Origin of the sequence: Ruminococcus flavefaciens ATCC 19208 (genome assembly GCF_000518765.1) — a bacterium.
GTDB classification, from domain to species: Bacteria; Bacillota; Clostridia; order Oscillospirales; family Ruminococcaceae; genus Ruminococcus; species Ruminococcus flavefaciens.
Genome location: NZ_JAEF01000006.1, coordinates 100,584 through 123,411 on the forward strand (window position 1 = coordinate 100,584; position 22,828 = coordinate 123,411).

At 44.9% G+C, this 22,828-nt stretch carries 22 protein-coding genes and 1 riboswitch; of the genes, 5 read left to right on the forward strand and 17 right to left on the reverse strand.

Annotation, left to right across the window (positions count from 1 at the left end):
• The first annotated feature begins 122 nt into the window (after positions 1 to 122).
• The 4 genes from L870_RS0100390 (at position 123) to L870_RS16210 (ending at position 4,763) form a co-directional block, all read left to right on the forward strand.
• Positions 123 to 662, forward strand: a complete 540-nt coding sequence (locus L870_RS0100390) for a histidine phosphatase family protein (protein ID WP_028516418.1) — start codon at positions 123 to 125, stop codon at positions 660 to 662.
• Between the two features lie 13 nt (positions 663 to 675).
• Positions 676 to 2,646: a beta-galactosidase gene (locus L870_RS0100395; RefSeq protein WP_028516419.1), complete on the forward strand. Its 1,971-nt coding sequence runs from the start codon at positions 676 to 678 to the stop codon at positions 2,644 to 2,646.
• A gap of 6 nt (positions 2,647 to 2,652) precedes the next feature.
• Entirely contained in the window at positions 2,653 to 3,087 is a 435-nt protein-coding gene (gene dtd, locus L870_RS0100400) for a D-aminoacyl-tRNA deacylase (RefSeq protein WP_028516420.1), read from the forward strand.
• A gap of 80 nt (positions 3,088 to 3,167) precedes the next feature.
• Positions 3,168 to 4,763 carry a peptidoglycan D,D-transpeptidase FtsI family protein gene (locus L870_RS16210; RefSeq protein WP_051411296.1) on the forward strand — a complete coding sequence of 532 codons (1,596 nt, stop codon included), beginning with the start codon at positions 3,168 to 3,170 and terminating at the stop codon, positions 4,761 to 4,763.
• Positions 4,764 to 4,876: 113 nt separating this feature from the next.
• Here the strand turns inward: L870_RS16210 and L870_RS0100410 are convergent, their stop codons facing one another.
• The 10 genes from L870_RS0100410 to L870_RS0100455 form a co-directional block, all read right to left on the reverse strand.
• Positions 4,877 to 6,523: a gluzincin family metallopeptidase gene (locus tag L870_RS0100410; RefSeq protein ID WP_028516421.1), complete on the reverse strand. Its 1,647-nt coding sequence runs from the start codon at positions 6,521 to 6,523 to the stop codon at positions 4,877 to 4,879.
• Positions 6,524 to 6,538: 15 nt separating this feature from the next.
• The gene (locus L870_RS0100415; protein ID WP_051411298.1) at positions 6,539 to 7,195 is read right to left on the reverse strand and encodes an HAD family hydrolase; all 657 of its coding nucleotides are present in this window, start codon (positions 7,193 to 7,195) and stop codon (positions 6,539 to 6,541) included.
• On the reverse strand, positions 7,195 to 7,662 hold the full coding sequence (gene ribH, locus L870_RS0100420; protein WP_028516423.1) for a 6,7-dimethyl-8-ribityllumazine synthase: 468 nt from the start codon (positions 7,660 to 7,662) through the stop codon (positions 7,195 to 7,197). Before ribH ends, L870_RS0100415 begins: the two co-directional genes overlap by 1 nt.
• 16 nt (positions 7,663 to 7,678) lie before the next feature.
• Entirely contained in the window at positions 7,679 to 8,203 is a 525-nt protein-coding gene (locus tag L870_RS0100425) for a hypothetical protein (RefSeq protein WP_028516424.1), read from the reverse strand.
• A gap of 12 nt (positions 8,204 to 8,215) precedes the next feature.
• Positions 8,216 to 8,704, reverse strand: a complete 489-nt coding sequence (locus tag L870_RS0100430; protein WP_155250121.1) for a hypothetical protein — start codon at positions 8,702 to 8,704, stop codon at positions 8,216 to 8,218.
• Positions 8,705 to 8,715: 11 nt separating this feature from the next.
• A complete protein-coding gene (locus tag L870_RS0100435; RefSeq protein ID WP_028516426.1) occupies positions 8,716 to 9,915 on the reverse strand; it encodes a bifunctional 3,4-dihydroxy-2-butanone-4-phosphate synthase/GTP cyclohydrolase II in 1,200 nt (399 codons plus the stop codon).
• A 5-nt stretch (positions 9,916 to 9,920) separates the two neighbouring features.
• Positions 9,921 to 10,814 (reverse strand): DUF4097 family beta strand repeat-containing protein, encoded by an 894-nt coding sequence (locus L870_RS0100440; protein ID WP_028516427.1) that lies wholly within the window; start codon positions 10,812 to 10,814, stop codon positions 9,921 to 9,923.
• Between the two features lie 14 nt (positions 10,815 to 10,828).
• Positions 10,829 to 11,473, reverse strand: a complete 645-nt coding sequence (ribE, locus tag L870_RS0100445) for a riboflavin synthase (RefSeq protein WP_028516428.1) — start codon at positions 11,471 to 11,473, stop codon at positions 10,829 to 10,831.
• Complete coding sequence (ribD, locus tag L870_RS0100450) at positions 11,454 to 12,563, reverse strand: bifunctional diaminohydroxyphosphoribosylaminopyrimidine deaminase/5-amino-6-(5-phosphoribosylamino)uracil reductase RibD (protein ID WP_028516429.1); 1,110 nt, start codon at positions 12,561 to 12,563, stop codon at positions 11,454 to 11,456. Before ribD ends, ribE begins: the two co-directional genes overlap by 20 nt.
• A gap of 65 nt (positions 12,564 to 12,628) precedes the next feature.
• On the reverse strand, positions 12,629 to 13,003 hold the full coding sequence (locus L870_RS0100455) for a DUF3021 family protein (RefSeq protein WP_028516430.1): 375 nt from the start codon (positions 13,001 to 13,003) through the stop codon (positions 12,629 to 12,631).
• 79 nt (positions 13,004 to 13,082) lie between these two features.
• Positions 13,083 to 13,197, reverse strand: a riboswitch (FMN riboswitch).
• Between the two features lie 212 nt (positions 13,198 to 13,409).
• Here L870_RS0100455 and L870_RS0100460 point away from each other — a divergent pair.
• Entirely contained in the window at positions 13,410 to 14,240 is an 831-nt protein-coding gene (locus tag L870_RS0100460; protein WP_028516431.1) for an Mrp/NBP35 family ATP-binding protein, read from the forward strand.
• A gap of 424 nt (positions 14,241 to 14,664) precedes the next feature.
• Here L870_RS0100460 and mreB read toward each other — a convergent pair whose 3' ends face one another.
• The 7 genes from mreB to L870_RS0100495 form a co-directional block, all read right to left on the reverse strand.
• On the reverse strand, positions 14,665 to 15,684 hold the full coding sequence (gene mreB, locus L870_RS0100465) for a rod shape-determining protein (protein WP_028516432.1): 1,020 nt from the start codon (positions 15,682 to 15,684) through the stop codon (positions 14,665 to 14,667).
• Between the two features lie 15 nt (positions 15,685 to 15,699).
• On the reverse strand, positions 15,700 to 17,922 hold the full coding sequence (gene recD2, locus L870_RS0100470) for an SF1B family DNA helicase RecD2 (protein ID WP_051411300.1): 2,223 nt from the start codon (positions 17,920 to 17,922) through the stop codon (positions 15,700 to 15,702).
• Between the two features lie 172 nt (positions 17,923 to 18,094).
• Positions 18,095 to 18,430 carry a hypothetical protein gene (locus tag L870_RS0100475; RefSeq protein ID WP_028516434.1) on the reverse strand — a complete coding sequence of 112 codons (336 nt, stop codon included), beginning with the start codon at positions 18,428 to 18,430 and terminating at the stop codon, positions 18,095 to 18,097.
• Between the two features lie 74 nt (positions 18,431 to 18,504).
• The gene (locus tag L870_RS18185) at positions 18,505 to 19,245 is read right to left on the reverse strand and encodes a GNAT family N-acetyltransferase (protein ID WP_051411302.1); all 741 of its coding nucleotides are present in this window, start codon (positions 19,243 to 19,245) and stop codon (positions 18,505 to 18,507) included.
• 52 nt (positions 19,246 to 19,297) lie between these two features.
• Positions 19,298 to 20,344, reverse strand: coding sequence for an acyltransferase (locus tag L870_RS16220; protein WP_051411303.1), 1,047 nt, complete (start codon positions 20,342 to 20,344; stop codon positions 19,298 to 19,300).
• A 6-nt stretch (positions 20,345 to 20,350) separates the two neighbouring features.
• A complete protein-coding gene (locus tag L870_RS0100490; protein WP_028516435.1) occupies positions 20,351 to 21,304 on the reverse strand; it encodes a hypothetical protein in 954 nt (317 codons plus the stop codon).
• A gap of 14 nt (positions 21,305 to 21,318) precedes the next feature.
• A complete protein-coding gene (locus L870_RS0100495) occupies positions 21,319 to 22,773 on the reverse strand; it encodes a dockerin type I domain-containing protein (protein ID WP_028516436.1) in 1,455 nt (484 codons plus the stop codon).
• Positions 22,774 to 22,828: the final 55 nt, after the last annotated feature.

Genomic DNA, 22,828 nt, shown 5'->3' on the forward strand with positions numbered 1-22,828 from the left:
TACGTTATTGAGGGAGACCCTTTTGGAAAGCGGTACGGGGAAGAACCTTTCCTCAGAAAGGTTTGCCCAGTCAATTACAAAGACCTGCTATACGAACGACACGATCAATGGAGGCACAGGTATTGAAGATATATTCCACGCGGCATGGACAGACCGCGTACAACAAGCAGGAGATAATTCTCGGAACTACGGATATCGAGCTTGATGAAACAGGCGAAAGGCAGGCTCAGGAGCTTGCTGAGAAGATAAAGGAGCTCGGAAATATCGACCTTATGATAGTATCACCGATGAAGCGGGCTATTAGGACGGCAAGGGCAGTTGCCGATAAATGCGGCATAGGTATGGTAATCGACGAGCGTCTCAGAGAATGGGATTACGGCGAATACGAAGGCAAAAGCCGATTTACGGAAGGCTTTGCCGAAAACAAAATAAACTTTGGGGTACGAATGGGAAAGAGCGGCGAATCACTTCTTCAGCTTTCCCACAGGGTCTATACGGCACTTGACGATATAATAAGCAGTTACAGAGACAAGACGGTGCTTATAGTAAGTCATGGCGGAGTCTGCCGTGTGATAGAGACCTATTTCAATGATATGACAACAGATGAGTTTGCAAACTGGTTCATGGATAATTGCGGACTTATCGAATATAACGTAAACTGAGCGGAGTGATGTTATGAGAATTGGCGTAGATTATTATCCCGAACAATGGAACAGAGAGCTTTGGAAATATGATGCAGACCTTATGGAAAAGACAGGTGTAAGATATGTGCGAATGGGTGAATTCGCATGGTCAAGGCTCGAACCGCGCGACGGTGAATTCTGCTTTGAATGGCTTGACGAAGTCATAAGCATATTCGCGCGCCATAATATCGGAGTAATAATGTGTACGCCAACAAGCTGTCCGCCTTTATGGATGTATGAGACGTATCCCGACATCGCCCGTGTGGGAGCGGACGGAAACAGGATACAGACAGGAATAAGAGCACACAGGTGCATAAATGCGCCCATGTTTCTGTATTATGCAAAGCGTATAACGGAGATACTTGCCAAGCGTTATGCCAATACCCGAGCAATAGTTGCATGGCAGATAGACAACGAGATAGAGGCATATCCCTGCACCTGCGAGGTGTGCCGCGGACTGTTCAGAGACTGGCTGCTTGACAAGCATGACACCCTTGAAAATATCAATGCTGCATTCGGCAACAGCGTCTGGAGCGGCGAATACAGCGATATATCACAGATACAGCCGCCCACTGCTTATCCGAAGGCTTGGCAGAATCCTGCACTTTGCCTTGAATACAGCAGGTTTTCATCGGATATGGCAGTAAAGTTCATAAATGACATGGCTACGATAATCAAGTGTGCAAATCCAAATGCAAGAGTTACCACAAATGTGTGGTTCAGTGAGAACACTCCTGATTTTTACAAGCTTTTTGACCTATTGGACTTTGTTTCCTATGACAATTATCCGCCTGTGCTTATTTCCGATGATGAAGGTGAGATATATTCACATTCCTTCCAGCTTGATCTTATGCGCGGCGTAAAACAGAGTAATTTCTGGGTAATGGAGCAGCTCAGCGGACCTACAGGAAGCTGGATGCCTATGAGTCCGACTCCTCGTCCCGGACAGATAAAGGGATATGCTTTGCAGGCAATGGCACACGGAGCTGATACAGTCATACATTTCCGCTGGCGAACAGCAAACACGGGAGCTGAGATGTACTGGCACGGACTTCTCGATCACAGCAATATAATAGGACGAAGGTTTAAGGAATTTGCTGACCTTTGCCGTACTGCGGCAAAGCTCAGTGTTATCGAGACTACACAGATAGTATCCGAGATAGCGATACTGTATTCACCCGACAATGACTGGGCATTCGGGATACAGCCGCAGACCGATGGCTTTGATTATATTGAGCAGCTGAAGCTGCTCCACTCGTCATTCACAAGATACGGAGCAAATGTTGATATAATATCTCCTACAGCTGATCTTTCGAGATATAAGGCAGTCATTGCACCTGCAATGTATATCTATGAAAAAGGTGCTACCGAGAATATATACAGATACGTCATCAAGGGCGGCACTGTTGTAATGACCAACCGCAGCGGCGTAAAGGATCAGAACAACAACTGTATCATGGAGCCTTTGCCAACGGTTTACAGAGAGCTTATCGGTGCGGAGATAACGGAATACGATCCTATAGGCAGCTTGGAGCAGACTATAGAGGACTTTTCGGGAAGCAGGTTTACCTGCACGGCATGGTGTGATATTCTTGAGCCAACAACAGCCCGTGCATATGCCGAGTATAAGGACACCTTCTATGAAGGCTCGGCAGCTGTGACAATGAACCGTTATTGCAGCGGCGTAGCATACTACATAGGAACAGTTTGTAATCATAAATTTTACGACAGTTTTGCAGCAAATATAATGAAGCAGACAGGCATACCGCGATTAATGGAGCTTCCCCGCGGAGTAGAAGTCACAACACGTACAAACGGAGCTGATGATTATATATTCTTTTTCAACAATACGGAAAAGGAAGTGCACATAACTCTTCCGAAGGCGATGTACAGCATTATAGACGGCGGCGACAGAGAGAAGCTCTGCCTGAAGCCATTTGATATGGATATAGTCAGAAAGTAGGAATAAATGAAGATAGTATTGCAGCGTGTGAACCGAGCAAGCGTAACAGTTGACGGAGAAGTTATCGGAAAGATAAACACGGGATTTCTCCTTCTGTTCGGAGTAGGACACGAAGATACCGAGGAGGACTGCCGCAGACTTGGTGACAAGATATGCGGACTCAGGATATTCTCAGATGAAAACGACAAAATAAACCTTGACCTTGAAAACGTAGGCGGCGAGCTGCTTGTAGTTCCGCAGTTTACTTTATATGCAGACTGCCGCAAGGGCAACAGACCAAATTTCATACAGGCAGCAAAGCCTGAAAAGGCAAATGCACTGTATGAATACTTTGTGGAGTATCTCCGCAGCAAGGGCAAGCACGTGGAAACAGGTTCATTCGGAGCTGACATGAAGGTCGAACTTCTCAATGACGGACCGTTTACAGTTATACTTGAATGATTTTCAGGGACTTACAAATGTAAGTCCCTTTTGCATATCTCCGCAATAAAATGCCAAGAATATATCCGAGAGGTGATATTATGGTCAGAAAACGCGGAGAGCACGGAGTCATAGTACTTACAGCATTTTTCCTGATAAGCTTTTCAGTCCTTGGCACAAATTATTACAGGCTTGCAGTGGAGCAGAAAAACGTACCTGCCGCACAGCAGAGCAGGATATTCACCTACAAAATCGGTCGGTGTCAGGGAACTATATACGACACGAAAATGCGTCCGATGACTAATGCCGAAACTAAGCTTGAAGCTGTGGCTGTCCCGGATATGACGGACAGGGAAACAACTGCGGAATATGCAGTTGACCGCGATAGATTTTATGAGGAATATGATAAAGGACTCCCATTCGAGTTTGAATGTACAAAGTATGCTTATGATACAGAGGGACTTACAGTATTTGAAGTGCCTCAGCGATACAGCGAAAATCAGACAGCAAGGCACATAATAGGCTATCTTTCAGACAATGAAGGAGCTGACGGCATTGAATATGCATATGATTCTATACTGAGAGCAGACTATCCCAATAACAGCGTATCCTATGAAACAGACGGTTTCGGCCGGATATTATCTGGCAACGGAAAGAGTGTTTTTCGCACAAATTCATATAGATGCGGAGTTGTTCTCACTATAGACAAGGACATTCAGAGGATATGCGAGGAATGCGGAAAAGGAATAAAAACCGGAGCAATAGTCTGTGCGGACATAAAAAGCGGAGATATACTTGCTATGGTGAGCTTTCCTGATTATTCACCCGATAAGCTTGAAGAAGCAATGAAAAACAAGGATTGTCCGCTTATAAACCGTGCACTGTATTCTTACAGCGTAGGCTCGGTTTTCAAGCTTGTTACGGCAGCTGAGGCACTTGAGGAGGGGTCAGGTGATATAGTTTATGACTGCCGCGGCAGTATAGACGTAGACGGAAAAGTATTCAACTGTCACAAGCTTGACGGACACGGTATACAGAATATGACCGAAGCGATGACCAATTCCTGCAATACTTATTTTATTGAACTGAGCAGGAGCCTTGACCTGAAAAAGCAGAGAGAACGTGCATATACATTGGGTTTTGGCAGGGAAAACTACCTGTGTACGGGAATTATAGGTTCGGCAGGTGTACTGCCTACGGAAAAGGAACTGAGCATATCTGCCGAAAGAGCGAATTTTGCTTTCGGACAGGGGAAGCTTTCAGCTACACCTCTACAGATAACGCAGCTCACCTGTGCAATTGCAAATGAAGGCAGAAAGCCTGTTTTGCGATTGATAAAGGGTTTGACAGCTGACGGCGAGACTGTAGGCAACGAGAAAAAAATAAGGTATTCTCAGGTCATGAGTGAAGAAACAGCAGATGAGCTTAAAAAGATGATGATACTTGCTGTCAGGGATAATGAGAATTCAAAGGCAAAGACAAAGAAAATGAGTGTGGGCGCGAAAACCTCAACAGCACAGACAGGAAAGACAGATAAAAACGGTGATGAGCTTTGTCATGCATGGATAACGGGCTTTTTTCCTGCAAGGCAGCCAAAGTTTGCAGTCACGGTATTCATAGAAAACGGCGGTTACGGCAATGATGCAGCAGCACCGATATTCCGTATGATAGCGGAGAGAATGAGTGAACTGAGATAAAATATAAGGGGAAACCCTTTCTTAGGAAAGAGTTTCCCCGATATATAATATAAAACTTTATGTGAAAAATGCGGTTATAAATTCATTTTTATACTGTGAGCAGATATTAAGCGTCAGAAGCTATCGGCATAGTTACTTATTTCATCGGCAAGCTCAGAGATGTAATTTTTTGTGAGTACATCGCTGAATCCGCATTCCTTCAGTGCCATTCTGAATGTATATTCACCTGAATTGTAGGAAGTTTTTGCGATTTTCTCGTACTGCTCCAGAGCCTTTTTCGGATTTTTCTGCATATCTTCAAATATATCGAAAGCGGCAAGGGAAGATGTTGCATAGCTTATATAGTATCCCGGACTTTCAAATATATGCGGGATAATATTGAGATTGTAGTATGGGCTGTATTCCTTGAATATATCATTGAAAAGATCAACAACGTCCTGAGGAGTCATATTATCCATATCTCTTACGACGGTATACTCAAATTCGCCCACAAGAAAACCGCATATTACCGAGTCAAGCAGATCCATTACTTTTTCGATCTTTTTCGGATCGCTTGCATCTCCGTAGATATCATCGTAGAACTGCATGAAAAGCAGCTCAAGTCCCTGTGACTGTATCTCTGCGATATCCATATTATTTTTGAAAAGATAAGCAGGTGTGTCATCATAAAGACAGGCGTGGAAATGTCCGAATTCATGTATAGCAGAGTTAAGCTCATTTTCTTCACCGACATTTCCTATAAATACCCTTGCTTTTTTCTGATATGGCATATCGTCGGTAAAAGCTCCGGGAAAGGCTTCAGCGTTATCATAAATGCTGTAGAGCTTTTCATTGCATATGATATCTGCACTTTTGCTTATATCTTCCGATAGCAGGGGAGCGTATTCTCGTATTATTTCAAATGGGTCAGAGCCGTCATTATCGGTGTAATACGAAGCTGCCCAGTTAGGCATATCAAAGTATTTATCTATGAGCTTGTTGTAAACGGGTATAAGCTCCTTTTTTACAGTATCACTGAGTTCGAGTATCTCATCGCCTGTATAGTCTCTGTCATACTGGGAATACAGTATGTCCGTATTGTAATCGCTCAGCAGATCAAGGAGTACCTCGGCACATTGAAGATCCTTTTCCTTGTTTGAAAGATCATTGTTGTTTGTGATTTCGTAGTAACTGCTCATAGCTTCCGATCTGTCATCAAAGCTTGCCTCGGATTCGATACGGGCATCTTCAAGATCATATTCACCTGCATGTTTTGTGAAATCATCTTCGTCTACAAGGTCTTCAAAAAGCTTTTTGTATTTGCTGTTGTAGCCGTATATGAAGCCGTGAGCAAGAAGGTCCTCAGCAACGAAAGCAGCACGGTAAAACTTATTGTATTCACTTTCTAAGTCATTATCGGAATAGTTTCTGTAAAAGACGACTTCCATGTTGGTATGTGCTTCGTAGAGCTTGTCATACATATCAAGAAGAAACTGTATATCATTTTTGATAACCTCTTCATCTTCCTGATCGTCGATATGATCTATAAGAAGCTGTACCTTTTCCTCAATGTCTGAAATGTCACACAGTTCATCGGATACTTCAATTTCATCGATGATATCTTCATCATCAGCAGCGTAGGACTGTCCTATACTGAATTCCTTGTCCTTGTCTCTGTCTCGCTGTATTCTCGGTACATATGTGTTATTGTCCGAACAGGAGATCATTGAAGCGTAAAGGACTATGGCAGTGAGCAGCGCGGAAATGCGGGAAGGTCTCATAATTGCTCCTTTCGTTCAGGTGCTGAGTTTTTTGACAGCCGTGGGTATGTCCTGTATCCTGCGCACTATGATATCAGCCTTTGAAAGCTCCTCATCAGTGCCGAAGCCGTATCCGCAGCCTATAGACGGCAGTCCGTTCTGAGCGGCTGTTTCGATATCGTGAAAGCGGTCGCCGATAACTATGAAGCTGCCCTCATGGTTGGGAGCTATTTTGCGGAATATCTCATACTTTGGTATAAAATCAAAGGCTTCACAGCAGTAGAAATGATCGAAGAAACGATCGAGCCCGAATACACGTTTATGGCGTTCAAGGTAATGAAAGCGGCAGTTGCTGAGAAATATCAGGGTATAGCCGCTGTTTTTCAGCTCTGTGAGCGTTTCCTCAGCCCCCTCATACAGCGCACCCTCACCGCGGTCTATGCGCTGTGCCATGTCCTGTCCAAGCATGATACGTGCTTTTTCACGTATTTCAGGGTCAAGCTCGGGGTGAAACTGTCCCCACATATCCGTTGAATTGAAGCCAAGCCAGTAGCTTATCTCCTTGTCGGAATATTCGCGGTCAGCGATATAGCCGTTATCCGATAGCCATTTCATTGTATCGCGGAATGCAGGGGCATATGTCAGCATAGAGTTATGGATAGTTCCGTCGTAATCAAAGATCAGATTAGTCATTATGCCTCAAGCTCTCTGATAAGGTTTATCATCTCAATAGCGCCCTCAGCGCACTCGCTGCCCTTGTTGCCTGCCTTAGAGCCTGCGCGTTCGATAGCCTGCTCGATGCTTTCGGTAGTGATAACGCCGAACATAACTGGGATATCGCTCTGGAGAGATACCTGTGCTATGCCCTTTGCAGCTTCATTGCATACAAGGTCATAGTGTGATGTGCTTCCTCTGATGATAGCTCCGAGGCAGATAACAGCATCATATTTGCCTGATTTAGCCATTTTAGAAGCGATAAGCGGTATCTCGAAGGCACCCGGTACCCATGCTACATCTATAGCAGCCTCGTTAACATCGTGACGCTTGAGAGTATCAATTGCTCCGCCGAGAAGCTTTGATGTAATGAATTCGTTGAAACGTGCAACAACGATACCTACTCTTATGTCCTTAGAAACAAGTTTTCCTTCATATGTTTTCATAATTATAACTCCTTTATTATCTTAAAAGTTTATTCAGTGTGTAATTGTCTTTGAGCATCTGCTCGAGCTTTTCCTTATCCTCGATGATCGTATATTCCTTCGGCATTATGGAATTATTGAACCATAATTTAAGGATATCGCCTGATATCTTGTACATTATCTTTTTCTTATTTCGCGCAAAACCGAAGGTATTAGGCTGATATACTCTCTGTGATGTGATGTAGGAGTATCTGCACACGAAAAAGTTGAGTACAAGGAGAATGGTGAGAAGTCCGCCTGCAATAGAGAGAAGCTTGTAGTTTATCTCGTTGTATTCGTCTCCGAGATGCTTTGCTCCGCTCCAGTCAAGAAGAAATACAACTACCCATATGAGCCAGCAGCAGAACCACCAGATAGTGTTCTTTTTGAGATGCCGCTTTACTTTTACTGCGTTTTTCTCGGTTTTTACTCTGATGCAGAATACGAAATATCCGACTACAGCAGCTGCGAACACCACTGACATGATGCACAAAGCAGCTATGCAGAAGTTTTTCATGGTCATAAACAGTTCTCCTTATTTTGTCAGCGGGTTTTCATAGCCGTGCTTGCCATACCAGTCAGCCAGCATCTTTACTGTTTTCATATTCTTTATACCTAAGTGGAAAACAGCAGGTTTGTCAGCATTATTACGGTAAAGCTTTACGCATTCGCCCATTTTATCCTTGGAGAATTCATAGCTGTATTCTTCGCGTGGGAGAACTATGCTTTTTAAGGGTGTTGCACTAACGATCCCTTCATTTGTTATCGGGACAGCAAGACATACAATGCAGAGGAGCATTATAATTGTCATCAGTATCCACGGTACGCGGAAGCCCTTGTTAAATATCGCCAGAGCTATACCTGTACATGCTGCGATAAAATACAGCAGCATAGCAGGAAGATTCATAACTACTGCCTTATCCTTGTGCCTGAGCATACCGCGGAGCAGATTTATACAGCACATTAACTCGGCTAATACTCCGACAGAACACGCGATCGTTGCTAAATACCACCATATACTCATTTTTATTCACCTCAATAATTCAGGATATGTCCCATCTTGTCACGTTTGGTTTTAAGATAGAACAGGTCGTAAGCGGTAGCGTCCACCTGTATAGGCACACGCTCCTTTATTTCAAGTCCGAAGCCGCTGAGTCCGTACACCTTATCGGGGTTGTTTGTCAGCAGTCTCAGTGTCTTGCAGCCTAAGTCGCGTAGTATCTGTGCGCCGATATAGTATTCGCGCATATCTCCCGGGAAGCCCAGAGCAAGGTTAGCTTCAAGGGTATCCATGCCCTTGTCCTGCAATTCGTAAGCGCGGAGTTTATTGATAAGTCCGATGCCTCGTCCTTCCTGACGCATATAGAGGAGTATACCCCGTCCCTCTTTTTCTATCTGTGTCATAGCCGCAGCAAACTGCTGTCCGCAGTCGCATTTCAGTGAGCCGAAAGCATCACCTGTAAGGCATTCGGAGTGTACACGGCAGAGGATATCCTGTCCGTCGCCGATATCGCCTTTAACGAGAGCAACATGGTGTTCGCCGTTGAGCTTGTTCACATAGCCGAGAGCACGGAATTCACCGTATTTTGTCGGCAGCTTTGTGTTTGCAACGCACTCTACCAGATGATCGTGTACTTTTCTGTAGTCCTTGAGAGCCTGAATGGTGATGAACTTCATGCCCCATTCCTGAGCTTTTTCCTGTAGCTCGGCGGCTCTCATCATAGTGCCGTCATCGCGCATTATCTCGCAGCACAGACCACATTCTTCAAGACCTGCAAGGCGCATAAGGTCAACTGTAGCCTCTGTGTGTCCCTCACGTTCGAGGACACCGTTTTTCTTTGACATGAGCGGGAACATATGCCCCGGCTTGCGAAAGTCATCAGGCTTTGCGTCGGGAGATACTGCCATACGTGCTGTGTAGCCGCGCTCGGCAGCCGATATGCCTGTGGTAGTGTCAACGTGGTCTATGGATACTGTAAAGGCTGTGCAGTGGTTATCGGTATTGTAGTCCACCATCTGATGCAGATGCAGCCTGTCGCAGAGCTCCGCACTCATAGGCATACAAATAAGGCCCTTTGCGTTAGCAGCCATGAAGTTGACATTCTCAGTAGTTGCGAACTGAGCAGCGCATATCATATCGCCCTCATTTTCTCTGTCCTCGTCATCGGTAACGAGAATAATTTCGCCGTTTCGGAGTGCCTCGCAGGCTTCCTCAACAGTGTTGTACTTGAACATTAAAATTACTCCTTATCAATTTTGATCTTGCCTGTATTTACGGAAAAGCCGATATTGCAGTTTTCCACCTCAATATCAAGACTCTGTGAGGTGTCGGACTTATTCTCGTTCTTTGTCACATAGTTCTTGATACCTGTGATCTCGATATTGCCTGTATCAGCCTTGACACTGATATCAGCCCCGTCAGAGCCGTTCAGCGGCAGACAGAAGGTTATATTTCCCGTATCAGCTGATATATCGGTCTTGTCCTTATAGGTAATGTTGTTCATGGTGATATTTCCCGTATCACATTTTATCACCGACGGACCTGTTATCTCACTATCCGAGAATTTGATATTACCTACGCCGACGTCAGCAGTAAAGCTTCCTGACATATTGGTGAAATCCACATCTCCCACACCGCAGACAGCCTTGTAATCGGTAACGTATGTGGGAACAGTAACATAAGCGTCATAAACGATACGGCAGTCGGGATATGTCTTAGTGAACCATGTGTCTATATCCTCGCCTGAGTCTGCTTCCACAAGCTTCATTATCTGTTCATTGCCATTTATCTCAGACTTAACGTCAATGTGAGGATTTATCTCGTCCAATATCTCCTGAGTATCGCCGTATATATCATAGCGGATAGAGTAGCCTGACTTGTTGTCACCTGAGTGCTCGATAACTATATTTCCGTTAGGGATCTCTACCGTTGCAGTTGATACCTCCTTGGGAGTATCAAACGTATAGTTGTTTCCGTATTTTGCTTTTGTGTTATACTTGCTTTCGAGGTCTTCTGTAGTTACAGTGATCTCGCCGACATCAGTGTCGGAGCTTTCGTTCTTCTTGTCGGCACAGCCTGTAAGTACAGCTGAAAGGATAAGTGATGATGCCAACAATGCTTTAAATGCTTTCATAGCTGATTTCTCCTTTAATATCCGTTTTTCATAAGGAATTCCATAGTTATACCGCCTGATTTCTGTTCCTCCGCAGGCTTCATTAGCTTTTCCACATACTTGCCTATGATGTCGTTTTCGAGATTTACGATATCGCCGACCTTTCTGCTTCCGAGAATAGTCTGAGAGGCCGTATGGGGGATAATGGATACGCTGAAGGATGTTTCCGTTACCTTAGCTACCGTGAGGCTTATGCCGTCAATGGCGATAGAACCTTTTTCAACGATATAACGCAGCAGTTCGGGAGCTGCCGAAACAGTGTACCATACGGCTATACCGTCATTCTTTATGTCTGTGACAGTACCTGTACCGTCTATATGTCCAGATACTATGTGTCCGCCGAATCGTCCGCCTGCTGCCATAGCACGTTCAAGATTGACAGGACTGCCCGATGTGAGCTTTCCCAGTGATGAACGGCTGAGAGTTTCATTCATAACGTCAGCGCGAAAGATTCCGCCGCCAAAATGTGTCACCGTAAGGCATACGCCGTTGACTGCGATACTGTCGCCGATATGAACATCTTCAAGGACTTTCTTTGCCTGTATCTCTATGAACGATGAACTGCCTGACTGCTTTACCGAGCTTACAGTTCCTATCTCCTCAATTATTCCCGTAAACATTTTTCACCCTGCTTTCTATGAGGATATCATCGCCTATCCGAATGATGTTGCCCTTTTCGAGCATTATTGCAGCCGAGGGGAATGGGACTCCTTCGCCGCCTACAGGTGACTTGCCGTTGCCGCCGAATATCTTCGGAGCAATATATGCCTGTATCTTGCTGACTATGCCATTGCTCAGGGCTGACCAGTTCAGCTCTCCGCCGCCTTCAAGGAGGATACTGTCTATCTTCTCGCTGCCGAGTATCTTCATAAGCTCTTTCAGGTCAACTTTGCCTTCTACAGGTGATGTCTTTATAACGCGGCAGCCTGCTTCTCTGAACTTTTCCGCACTTGCTTCATCATCCGAGACAGTTGCGATGATAGTCGGTACTTCCTTTGCAGTTCTTACTATATTACATTCATAGGGAGTCCTGAGAGCAGAGTCGCAGATTATACGTACAGGGTTTCTGCTGTTTTCAAGTCGGCAGGTGAGCATAGGATCATCGGCAAGGACAGTTCCTACGCCTACCATAATAGCACTGTGTCTGAGCCTTTCTATCTGTACTTGTTCACGGGCAGCTTCTCCCGTTATCCATTTTGACTGACCTGTATAGCAGGCTATTTTTCCGTCAAGAGTCATGGCATATTTCAGAGTTACGAAGGGCAGACCTGTTGTGATATAGTGAAAGAATATCTCGTTGAGCGCATCGCACTCATCTTTAAGTATTCCCTCGGTAACGTCTATACCGTGCTCACGGAGTATCTGAGTACCCTTTCCTGCCACAATGGGATTGGGGTCTGACGAGCCAACAAATACTCGTTTTATACCGTGAGCTATTATTGCATCGGTACAGGGCGGCTGCTTGCCGTGATGACAGCATGGCTCAAGAGTTATATACATATCAGCTCCCGTACAGTCTATGCCGTTTTCATCGCAGTATGCAAATGCAGAGCGTTCTGCATGGAGGTCGCCGTATTTTTTGTGATAGCCGCTGCCTATTATCTCGCCGCCGCGGACAATTACAGCTCCTACCATTGGATTCGGTGATGTGAAGCCCATGCCTTTTTGTGCAAGCTCAAGGGCTTCAAGCATAAATTCTTCGTGTGTCATGTTAATTACCTTTTAGTTATTATTATGGCGGAGATCATTTTTTCCGCCTGAGTGTCTGAATATGCTTATTTATTCTTTTTAATGAACTCCACATTGCCGAAATATCTCATGTAGAAGTACATCAGCATATATATCAGTATAAATATGGGGATAGTAATAAGGAAAAGCCTTGTGAAGTCAATACTGCCTTTTGAATAATACGAATATCCGCATCTTACAATAAGTGTTAAGAGGAAGCAGGATAAAATGTGTATAGGCAGACGGAGCTTTGTCTTGAGTTTAAGCAGCGTAAACGATAACCCGTAAAGTATGGACGCTCCGAACCACATAAGTACAGAAACAAGGGTATCGTTAAGCCCTTTGTCGATTATGAGCATAGGAACAAAAATAATTGTTCCGAGACCAATAGAAAGGAATACGTTATGCAGGATATTTTTCATTGCAAAGCCCCCTTATTGAAAAAAAAAGAAAAAGCCCCATACTTCGGGGCGTAAATACTTATTACTGCGCTTTTGCGCGGTCTATCTTCTTTCATCCGGACTTTACCGTCGGCTTCGGAATCACACCGAATCAACCCATAAGGCTCGCAGGCTTTACTGCCGGTCAGGAATTACACCTAACCCCGAAGACAATTTCAATTCATAATTCATAATGCATAATTCATAATTATTTCAGCCGGAAGTCATTGGGATATATCCGCGGAAGCGGATACCGCAATTATGAATTATGAATTCATAATTATGCATTATTATTATATCACTATGTTATACATTTGTCAATATGCTATTGACTAAAAACACTTTTTGGGGTATAATAATTGTATTACATCATAAGGAGTGTTTTTTAATGAGCGAATGTACACACGACTGCTCAAGCTGCGGAAGCGATTGCAGCAGCAGACAGGAGCCTCAGACCTTTCTCGAAGAACCTAATAAAATGAGCAATATCGGCAAGGTCATCGGAGTTGTCAGCGGTAAGGGCGGTGTCGGTAAGACTCTCGTTTCTTCTCTTCTTGCAGTATCTATGCAGAGACTTGGCAAGAATGTCGGTATCATGGACGCTGATATCACAGGACCTTCTATCCCTAAGGCTTTTGGCATACATCAGAAGGCTGATGCCTGCGAATTCGGTATTATTCCTGCAAAGTCAAAAATGGGTCTTGACATCATGTCTATAAATCTTCTTCTCGAAAACGAGTCTGACCCTGTAGTATGGAGAGGTCCTGTTATTGCAGGAGTTGTAAAGCAGTTCTGGACAGACGTTATCTGGAAGGACATCGACTGCCTCGTAGTTGATATGCCTCCGGGAACAGGCGATGTTCCGCTTACTGTTTTCCAGTCTCTTCCTGTTGACGGTATCGTTATCGTTACATCTCCGCAGGAGCTTGTTTCAATGATAGTCGAAAAGGCTGTAAAAATGGCTAAGCTCATGAATATACCTATCCTCGGTATCATCGAGAATATGAGCTATTTTGAATGTCCTGACTGCGGCAAGCGTCACAGCATCTACGGCGAGAGCCATATCGAGGAAATAGCTGCACAGTACGATATCCCCGTACTTGCAAAGCTCCCAATCGACCCACAGCTTGCAAAGCTCTGCGATCAGGGTACTATAGAGCTCTTCGAGGGCGAGTGGCTCACAGAAGCTGCAGAGAAGATAGTTTCAATGGAGAAGTAATACTATTGTAGGGAACGCCGCCCTCGGCGTTCCTTTTTTATAATTGTAGGGGCGGTGACTCCCTGTAGTACAGGGAGATGTCAGCGAAGCAGACAGAGGGGCGCGGCTCTTGTTGGGAGATTATCCGCTTTTACTATTTGAATCGTGATTCGCGGACTGCCACAGGCAGCCCCTACAGCGCATTTTATGTTGTTTGCTTTTTTCGGAACGCTGAGGGAGGTGTTCCCTACACTTGTTTCGTGTTACTTAATCATGTAAGACAAAAAGGGCGCACACTGTGCGCCCTCTACAATTTTATTCACTAATAACTCGGGCTGTCGAGGACGCCAGCCCCTACAGTTTTATGCTTATATACCGCTGCTGCCTCAAAGCCGTGCGCAGAGCCTGCGCTCCCGTCATACATTCAGCATATTTTTACGATGATTTACCTATATTTATAGACTGTGGCTGCTTCAAAACCGTCCAATAGAGTGGTCATTCTTCCGAATGCCATGCCTGTGCCCTTGGCAACGCAGTTTATGGAGTCCTTGGCGATATTGCAGCTTATACCCAGTGTACGCTTGATGAGCTGAGTAAGTCCGCCTAAAAGTGCGCCGCCGCCTGTGAGAAGGAGTCCGTTATCGTAGATATCTCCCACAAGCTCAGGTGGAGCATCTTCAAGCACCTTGCGAATAGCTTCCATGATAGTGAAGGTGTCGTCCTCAATAGCTTCAAACAGCTCTGTTTCGCTGAGAAGCACCTGTGCAGGCAGTCCTTTGAGGAGACTTCTGCCCTTTACGATATATGTCATCTCATCGCTTGGGTCGTAGAGGTTGCAGAGCTCTATTTTTACCTTTTCGGCAGTTCTCTCACCGATGAGGAGCTTGTATTTGTTCTGCATATACTTGATGATAGAGCGGTCAATAGCGTTTCCTGCTACCTTTACGGTATGTGAAGTAACAACGCCGTTCATGGAAACGATAGCCACATCGGTAGTACCGCCGCCGATATCGACTATCATGTGTCCCTTAGCCTTTGTGATGTTGACTCCTGCACCTATCATAGCCGCAATAGGCTCCTGTATGAGGTATACCTGTCTTGAACCCGCGCTCTTTGCAGCTTCTACAACTGCACGGCTCTCGATATCAGTGATGAAAGAGGGGATACATATAACGATACGTGGTTTTACAAGCTGTTTGCCTGTAACTTTAAGTATGAACTCGCGTATCATGCTGTGAGTAAGGTCATCGTCTGAGATAACGCCCTCGCTTATAGGACGCTTAACAGCGATATAATCGGGATTTCTGCCTATCATCTCATAGGCTTCCTTGCCGACAGCGAGAACTCTTTCAGTTCTTGTATTGTAAGCGATAACGGAGGGTTCACTAAGAACTACTCCCTTATTGCCCATAGTCATAACGATATTGGAAGTACCGAGGTCGATACCGATATCAGTGTTTGCCATTTTTCTCTTCCTTTCTTACTGCTCAAAGGGAGAAGGTGACTTCTTCGTCCCTGCAAGCATATGGCGCAGGCAGGTATATCGCCTTGTGCGCTTGTTGTTGTCTACCATTTTATATATATTCTCCTCACTGCCTATGACTATGAGGAGCTTTTTTGCTCTTGTAACGGCTGTGTACAGCAGATTTCTGTAGCACAGCTTGTCAAATCCGCCCATTATGGGGAGTATGACCGCTTCAAATTCGCAGCCCTGACTTTTATGTACCGTAACTGCGTAGGCAAGGTCTACCTGTGAAAGCAGGTCAAAGGTATATGTAGCCTTTCTGCCGTCAAAATCTATGACAGCAAGTGAGCTTCGGTTGTCTATGCTTATGATGCGCCCGATATCGCCGTTGAATATACCTGCGCCCTGTTCGCCTTCCTTCGACCATGTGATGTCGTAGTTGTTCCGCGTCTGCATTACCTTGTCGCCTTCGCGGTAGGTATAAACGTAGCCCTTTTTCTCCTGCTTGTTCTTGGCAGGGGGATTTATCTGATCCTGCAAAAGCTTGTTAAGCTCAACAGTACCCGTAACGCCCTTGCGAGACGGCGTAAGTATCTGTATATCCTCAGTGGGGGAGTATTTATAGGCTTTGGGCAGCCTTGTTTTTGTAAGGTCAACTATGAGCTGAAGTGCCTGCTGATAGTCGGTGCGCTTGAAGAAGAAAAAGTCCGAGTCCTTGCGCGTAAGGTCAGGGTATTCTCCAGCAACTATCTTATGAGCATTGGTAACTATACAGCTCTGTTGAGCCTGTCGGAATATCTCTTTCAGCTCAGTAACAGGGACTATACCGCTGTCGATGATATCACCGAGGAGATTTCCTGCACCCACAGAAGGGAGCTGATCGCTGTCGCCCACCATAATAAGACGGCAGCCCAGCCTTACTGCACGGAGGAGCTTCTCAAAGAGCACAACGTCCACCATTGACATCTCGTCTATAACGAGCACATCGCAGTCAAGGGGATTATTCTCGTTATGAGCAAATGTTAGCCTTTCGCCCGAATCGTAGACTACTTCAAGGAGACGGTGTATAGTCTTTGCCTCACAGCCTGCCAAGTCGGACATACGCTTTGCAGCTCGTCCTGTAGGAGCGGCAAGGAGTACTTTCATACCGCGCTTCTCGAATATTGAGATTATAGCATTTAGTGTAGTGGTCTTACCTGTACCGGGACCGCCTGTAAGTACCATAAGTCCTCGTGATACCGCAGTGGTTATTGCCTGACGCTGGAGCTTTTCGTATTTGATGTTATGCTCCTCTTCCTCGATATCAATGAGGGTATCATAGTTGAAATCCTCAGGTGAGGAGAAGTCTTTGAGAATGTGTATCCTGTCGGCAATGAAGCTTTCAGCATAGTAATAATCGGGGAGATACACGAATTCTATCTCATTTTTTATGTATTCAAACAGCTCGTCATCATCGAGAGCTGCGTTGTAAGCAGTGTAAAAGTCACTTTCGGTAACACCAAGAGTGGACTGCGTTTTCTGTGCAAGGACTTCAAGAGGCAGGCAGGTGTGACCGATACCGCCGTTAGCGCGGAGTATATACTGTATGCCTGCGATTATGCGCTTGTTGTCATTTCTTGCTATGTGCAGGTCGTGAGCGATAGTGTCAGCACTGTTGAAGTCAAGCTCTATATAGTCAGTACAGAGCAGGTAGGGATTGAGCCTGAGAAGCGTCATAGAGTCAGAGCCGTATTTCCTGTAGGCGTTCATGGCATATCTTGACTTCACCTCGTACTGTGAAAGAAACGCCATAAGATTGCGCAGGCAGAAAAGCTTCTGAGCCTCAGCTGCTATCTCATCGCACTTTTTAGGTGATATGCCTTTTATCTCCGAAAGTCTGAAGGGAGCATTCTCCATTATATCGAGTGTGCGGTCGCCGAATACTTCAACTATCTTTTTTGCAAGCCCCGGACCTATGCCCTTGACGGCTCCCGAAGCAAGGTATTTCTCGATATTCACAACAGTAGCAGGAAGCTTTCTCTCACAGTAAACTGCGCTGAACTGGGTGCCGAAGCGTGGGTGATTGATGTAGTTGCCTTCGAGGATAAGACCTTCGCCCTCTTCAATGTCGCCAAGCTCTCCCACAACGGTGATAAGCTCGCCGCCTGCATCAAGGTCCAGAACGATATAACCGTTATTTTCATTTTTGTAAAGGACATTTTCGACCGTGCCCTCAATGTGAAGGACCTCATGCTCCAAGCTTTTCACCTCTGCACACAAAAATACATCATATATTATAACATAAAAGCAGAAAAATAGCAACAGTCGCGGAGAAAAAATTGCATAACAATGAATTAAGGCGTGAAAAGGACAGCGGAGGCTCCCCCCTTATAGCATATATTTAAGTAAAAATCAACATTCAAATCAAAAACTAAATCATGTTTTTCAGATTTGCTTCAATATCTTGTACAGTTATGAGCTCTGCGGAGTGATAACGGTCGCAAAACTCGCTGCACAGCTGTATCTGCTCTGCACTTCCGCCGTAGTCTATGAGCAGGATCGTATCAGCTATGAGGCTTCCGTCCTCAATTATGGAGGAAAGGTATTCAAGCCGTTCGGAAAGCTCAGTATCAGCAGCCAGAACAGGTATCACAGTGCATAGGGGATAGCTTTTGCCAGTGTGCTTTGAGAAGATAAAAAGGCATATGAGCTCTGCGGTAGCGATAACAGCAACAACTATTATGGCTATCATCTCGGGTGTTTTCATTCCAACCACTCCTTTCTCATTATATTATGAGAACAGTGTGAAAAATGTTACAAAAAAGCTCCCGAAAAGGGAGCTTATAAAGGTTTGCGTACCAGTATGCACTCGGCACATTTTACAAATCCCAGCTTTTCAGCAGTTCTTGCCGAGCCGAGGTTTGAACGCTGACAAGTCCACACAGGACGCTTTTCTGGGAGCATATCCCTTATGGCGGCAGCTGCGGCAATAAAAGCCAGTCCGCGGCGGCGGTAGGCTTCGGCAGTCTCGATACCGATATCACATTCTATGCTGCTTGAAGCAGCCGAAAAAGCCCATGAAGCAGGTTCGTTTCCGTGCATGACGCAGATACCCCTGCCATTTTTGCTGTATTCGGCGTAGTTCTTCCAGTAAAGCGAGGGGACGACTCTGCCTGTGAGCGTGTTGAAGAGCTCTTCATCTATACTGTGTAAAGAATAACTGTCGGGGATATCAATATCAGGAGCTTTGCCATGTGGAAAGCAGTATGCATCTCGCATAACAAGCTCGACTTCGCCGTATTGCAGGAGCTTATCGGTTAGTGTAGTGTCCTGACACAGGAATTTCAGTCCCTTTGACAGGATAAGCTTGTGTATCTCACGGATATCGTTTCCGTAGGGAGTTCCGTAAATAAAAGTAAAATTGCCCTTGTGACGAATAAGTACAACGCTTTCACTTTCGTTTGTGTATATGCAGCCGCACTGTCTGCCCTCTGTTACTGACATGGGATACACCCTGCAAAAAAGAGAGTTCTGAGCCAGAGATAAAAAGCGGCTGTATTCTGAAATCGGTATTTCTTTCATTGTATCACCTCTGAGATATGTAATAAAAAGCTCCCATTTCGGGAGCTTTGATCTATATGAGTTTGTTTACATACGGTATGAATTTCAGTCCCTTTGTTATCAGATAAGAGATAACAAGAGTAAGCAGGCAAACGCCTATAATAGATATCGTACCGCCGTGTTCAAAGGGGTTAAACTTCATAACTAAGAATATATATCTGAGTACAGCCATATGCAGGAGATAGATACCGAAGGAGCAGCTGTCAAGCTCTGCGGCGATCTTGTCAAGTACAGGTACAGGCTGATTTTTAGTCTTTCGGAAGTAACCGAAGGCACCTATTGACGCTGCTACATATAGCGGGAAGGAGTAAACTCCGAGGAGATTTATCATCTTGCCGCTTGTTTCGGGAGTTTCCGCTGAATTACTGTAAGCATGGACAGTCAGCATTGCGATTATACCGAGGCATATCAGAAGCATGAGTCCGCTTGCTCTTTTGGGGAGCTTTATTATGCCCGTATGAAGAGCGTGTCCTAAGAAAAAGTAAAGCGGATAAACGGTATAAATGCAGATATAAAACGGCAGCTTTTTTTCTGCAATGGTTTCAATAAACGGTATCACGGATACAAATATCGCATAGACGAGGAGCATATATTTCATCTGAGCTGCTGTAGCATTTCCGCTTATTATCTTGTATATCGGAAGCATAAGATAAAGTGCGAAAAGCAAATAAATATACCACATATGCATCCAGCCGCTGCCAAAGAAGATAGCGTCGATCGAATCAGTGAACATTTCGCCCGCACCGCATTTTTTTATAAACATACCGTCGAATACTGCGAACAGTACCGAAAAGACTATAAGCGCCACAGCCATTCGCAATACGTATTTGCCGAACAGCTTTTTCATAGAGAGCACGCGCTTGCTGTCCAGCAGCAGTGCTCCCGAAGTCATTACAAAGCAGGGAACAGCCCACATCATGCAGTTTCTTACAGCCATCATAGCACCCTGAGTATCTGCATTTTTTGAGTACATATTTGCTGCAAGGAAGGTATGCAGTATAGTTACCGCTATGCAGGCTAAAGCTTTAAGACGGCTCAGATATAGTATTCTGTTATTCATATATTATCAGTTGTTTGTTACGAAACCACTTCCGCAGCCAGCATCGGGATTTGTAGCGAAACCGCTTCCGCAGCCAGCATCGGGATTTGTAGCGAAGCCACTTCCGCAGCCTGCATCGGGATTTGTAGCGAAACCGCTTCCACAGCCAGCATCGGGATTTGTAGCGAAGCCGCTGCCGCAGCCTGCATCAGGGTTTGTTGCGAAGCCGCTGCCGCAGCCTGCATCAGGATTAGTAGCGAAATTGTTTCCGCAGCCTGTATCAGGAGTCTGTGCAACAGGTGCCTGCTGCTGAACAGGTGCATATGTTGTTTCTTCAACGTATGATGCGTCGATGTTATTGTTTGCATCAGGATCAAGCTCGTGAATAGCCTCTGTAGACTCAGGAAGCATAGCAGTCATTTCTTCTGCACTCTTTGTATCGACCTTTTCCTTAGTGGTTTTTGAAGTGTATCTGATAAATGTTATGCCGTCCTCAAGGTGGATCTCAGCGATCTTGTCGATGTCGTCAAACGGGAAATTGTGAAGAACAGCTTCTGTTTTGTCAGCAAACTCTATTTTTACAGAGTACTGAAGAGTAGCGATCTTGTCTGAATCACCGTATGATACATCGCTTACCTTTTTAGGTACATAGTAAAGCTTGCGCTTTTCGTTCTTTGCGAATGTATCCTTTTCCTCAAGCATATTCTCGGGATATTTTTCCTCTGTTTCAGCCTTTATTGTAAAACTTACTATTTCCTTGTCGGTCTTGTTCTCAAGATCAGCGATCAGTACATCTGAACCTTCTGCCTTTTTACCGATAAGCTTTAATTCCTCAGCCTCTGTAGCTGCTTCTGTAGTCGGCTCGGCAGTAGTTGTTACCGAAGTAGTCGTCTCGGGAACATTTGCAGCCTGTGTGACATTTCCGCAGCCTGTAAGCACAAGAGCAGAAATGAAAGCAAGTATTGCGATTTTCTTTCTCATAATATTATCTCCTTTTACTTTATCTCACTGATCTTCTCTAATGGCCATACTGTATGACCGTAGGTAAGTGCGAAGCCGTTTCCGCCTGTCTCTAATGTATAATCAGGGTCATAAACATAAGTTGTTCCGTTATCAATTATCTCAACCCAGCCGTGAGGGCCGTATCCGCCTGCAAGCAGCGGTACCTGACCGCTTATGAGGTGAGCGTCATATCCGAGAAGCTTTGCCATTTCACAGAACATTGCAGCAAGTACATAGCAGTTGCCCTTAGCTACAGCGTTTGCATTTCCGTTTCTGGAGTTGAAGCCGTAGTCGGCAGCCTTCTGTAATGTGAGCTTGCTTGCGTCCTTCTCCCACTCTACATATACAGCGGTTACATTTTTTGTTGAGCAGTCGTAGAAAGCGTCTTTAAGAGTCTTTATGTTCTTCTGTTCCATTCTTGTCTTTGCAAGAGGATATGGGCAGGTAGTAGTTGTTGTCGTTGTTGTAGTGGTTGTTGTGGTAGTAGTAGTTACTGTCCACTGTGCCTTTGAAGCATAGTAGTCCTTCTTTGGTACTACAGCCTGTGCAAGAACAGCAGCTGCAAAGCTTACATTTGAGCTTGCATTGTATTCCGTTGCAGAAACAGTAACCGTACCCTTTGAATATTTTACAGAATCTACCTTTATGTCAGGTACAGCTATAGTTTCGGGTGCTGTGCTTGAAAGCTTTGTAACGAATGCCATGTTAACATAGCCTGATATATTATTGTATGTAACGTGACCGAAGTCTCCGTTTGCTGTTCCGTGAGCGTAGGTTATATTGAACTTTGCTCCCGGAGGTATCTGACCGAGCGAAGCAGAGTTGAAGTCGTGCTCTTTTCTGATATTAAGACCCTGATCTACTGTAGGACCTGTAGTATAGAGACCTGCATATGAATTGTCACAGCCGCAGCTGAGCTTTGTTAAAGTGCCGTTCTTTGTATACTTGGCAGGATCAAAGTAAGCAGGCTTTACAAGGAGTACAGAATCCTTGAAGAAGGCGTCGTTATATTTTTTTAAGTAATTATTTACCACTGTTTCTGAGAAATAAGGGGAGAGAGCTGTTTTGAGCTCGGCTGTTGATTTTACCACGGTTCCTCCTGCCTGAAAATCAAGCTTTTTGAGGGCGTCTGTTATGCCGTCGTTCATTCTGTCAGTAACTGATTTGAAGCTGAGTGTTCTGTCTGTTGCAAGTATCTTCTTCCTGAGAGCTGTAACGTCGTAAATATCGACTGACTGATCGGCATTAAGATCGGCAAGCTTTGCCTGTTCCTCCGTAATATCGTGCTTTCCGAGGATGTATCCCTGTAAAATGTCAAGATCGGCGGAAGTCAGCACACCGTCTCCGTTGATGTCGCCGCTTACAGCTGCATATACGGTAGCAGGAAATATGGAAGTAGCTGCCATAGCAGCTGAGAGGACCATGCTCAACAGCTTTTTGTTATTCATAAGTATCTTCCTTTCATGGATTGTTTTGCGTTCTATATTAACATAACGTACAGTA

Bases quoted from the DNA above. Each gene is read 5' to 3' on its own strand.
- L870_RS0100395 (WP_028516419.1), top strand. From the start codon at position 676: ATGAGAATTGGCGTAGATTATTATCCCGAACAATGGAACAGAGAGCTT.
- dtd (WP_028516420.1), top strand. From the start codon at position 2,653: ATGAAGATAGTATTGCAGCGTGTGAACCGAGCAAGCGTAACAGTTGAC.
- L870_RS16210 (WP_051411296.1), top strand. From the start codon at position 3,168: ATGGTCAGAAAACGCGGAGAGCACGGAGTCATAGTACTTACAGCATTT.
- L870_RS0100410 (WP_028516421.1), bottom strand. From the start codon at position 6,523: ATGAGACCTTCCCGCATTTCCGCGCTGCTCACTGCCATAGTCCTTTAC.
- L870_RS0100415 (WP_051411298.1), bottom strand. From the start codon at position 7,195: ATGACTAATCTGATCTTTGATTACGACGGAACTATCCATAACTCTATG.
- ribH (WP_028516423.1), bottom strand. From the start codon at position 7,662: ATGAAAACATATGAAGGAAAACTTGTTTCTAAGGACATAAGAGTAGGT.
- L870_RS0100425 (WP_028516424.1), bottom strand. From the start codon at position 8,203: ATGACCATGAAAAACTTCTGCATAGCTGCTTTGTGCATCATGTCAGTG.
- L870_RS0100430 (WP_155250121.1), bottom strand. From the start codon at position 8,704: ATGAGTATATGGTGGTATTTAGCAACGATCGCGTGTTCTGTCGGAGTA.
- L870_RS0100435 (WP_028516426.1), bottom strand. From the start codon at position 9,915: ATGTTCAAGTACAACACTGTTGAGGAAGCCTGCGAGGCACTCCGAAAC.
- L870_RS0100440 (WP_028516427.1), bottom strand. From the start codon at position 10,814: ATGAAAGCATTTAAAGCATTGTTGGCATCATCACTTATCCTTTCAGCT.
- ribE (WP_028516428.1), bottom strand. From the start codon at position 11,473: ATGTTTACGGGAATAATTGAGGAGATAGGAACTGTAAGCTCGGTAAAG.
- ribD (WP_028516429.1), bottom strand. From the start codon at position 12,563: ATGACACACGAAGAATTTATGCTTGAAGCCCTTGAGCTTGCACAAAAA.
- L870_RS0100455 (WP_028516430.1), bottom strand. From the start codon at position 13,003: ATGAAAAATATCCTGCATAACGTATTCCTTTCTATTGGTCTCGGAACA.
- L870_RS0100460 (WP_028516431.1), top strand. From the start codon at position 13,410: ATGAGCGAATGTACACACGACTGCTCAAGCTGCGGAAGCGATTGCAGC.
- mreB (WP_028516432.1), bottom strand. From the start codon at position 15,684: ATGGCAAACACTGATATCGGTATCGACCTCGGTACTTCCAATATCGTT.
- L870_RS0100475 (WP_028516434.1), bottom strand. From the start codon at position 18,430: ATGAAAACACCCGAGATGATAGCCATAATAGTTGTTGCTGTTATCGCT.
- L870_RS18185 (WP_051411302.1), bottom strand. From the start codon at position 19,245: ATGAAAGAAATACCGATTTCAGAATACAGCCGCTTTTTATCTCTGGCT.
- L870_RS16220 (WP_051411303.1), bottom strand. From the start codon at position 20,344: ATGAATAACAGAATACTATATCTGAGCCGTCTTAAAGCTTTAGCCTGC.
- L870_RS0100490 (WP_028516435.1), bottom strand. From the start codon at position 21,304: ATGAGAAAGAAAATCGCAATACTTGCTTTCATTTCTGCTCTTGTGCTT.
- L870_RS0100495 (WP_028516436.1), bottom strand. From the start codon at position 22,773: ATGAATAACAAAAAGCTGTTGAGCATGGTCCTCTCAGCTGCTATGGCA.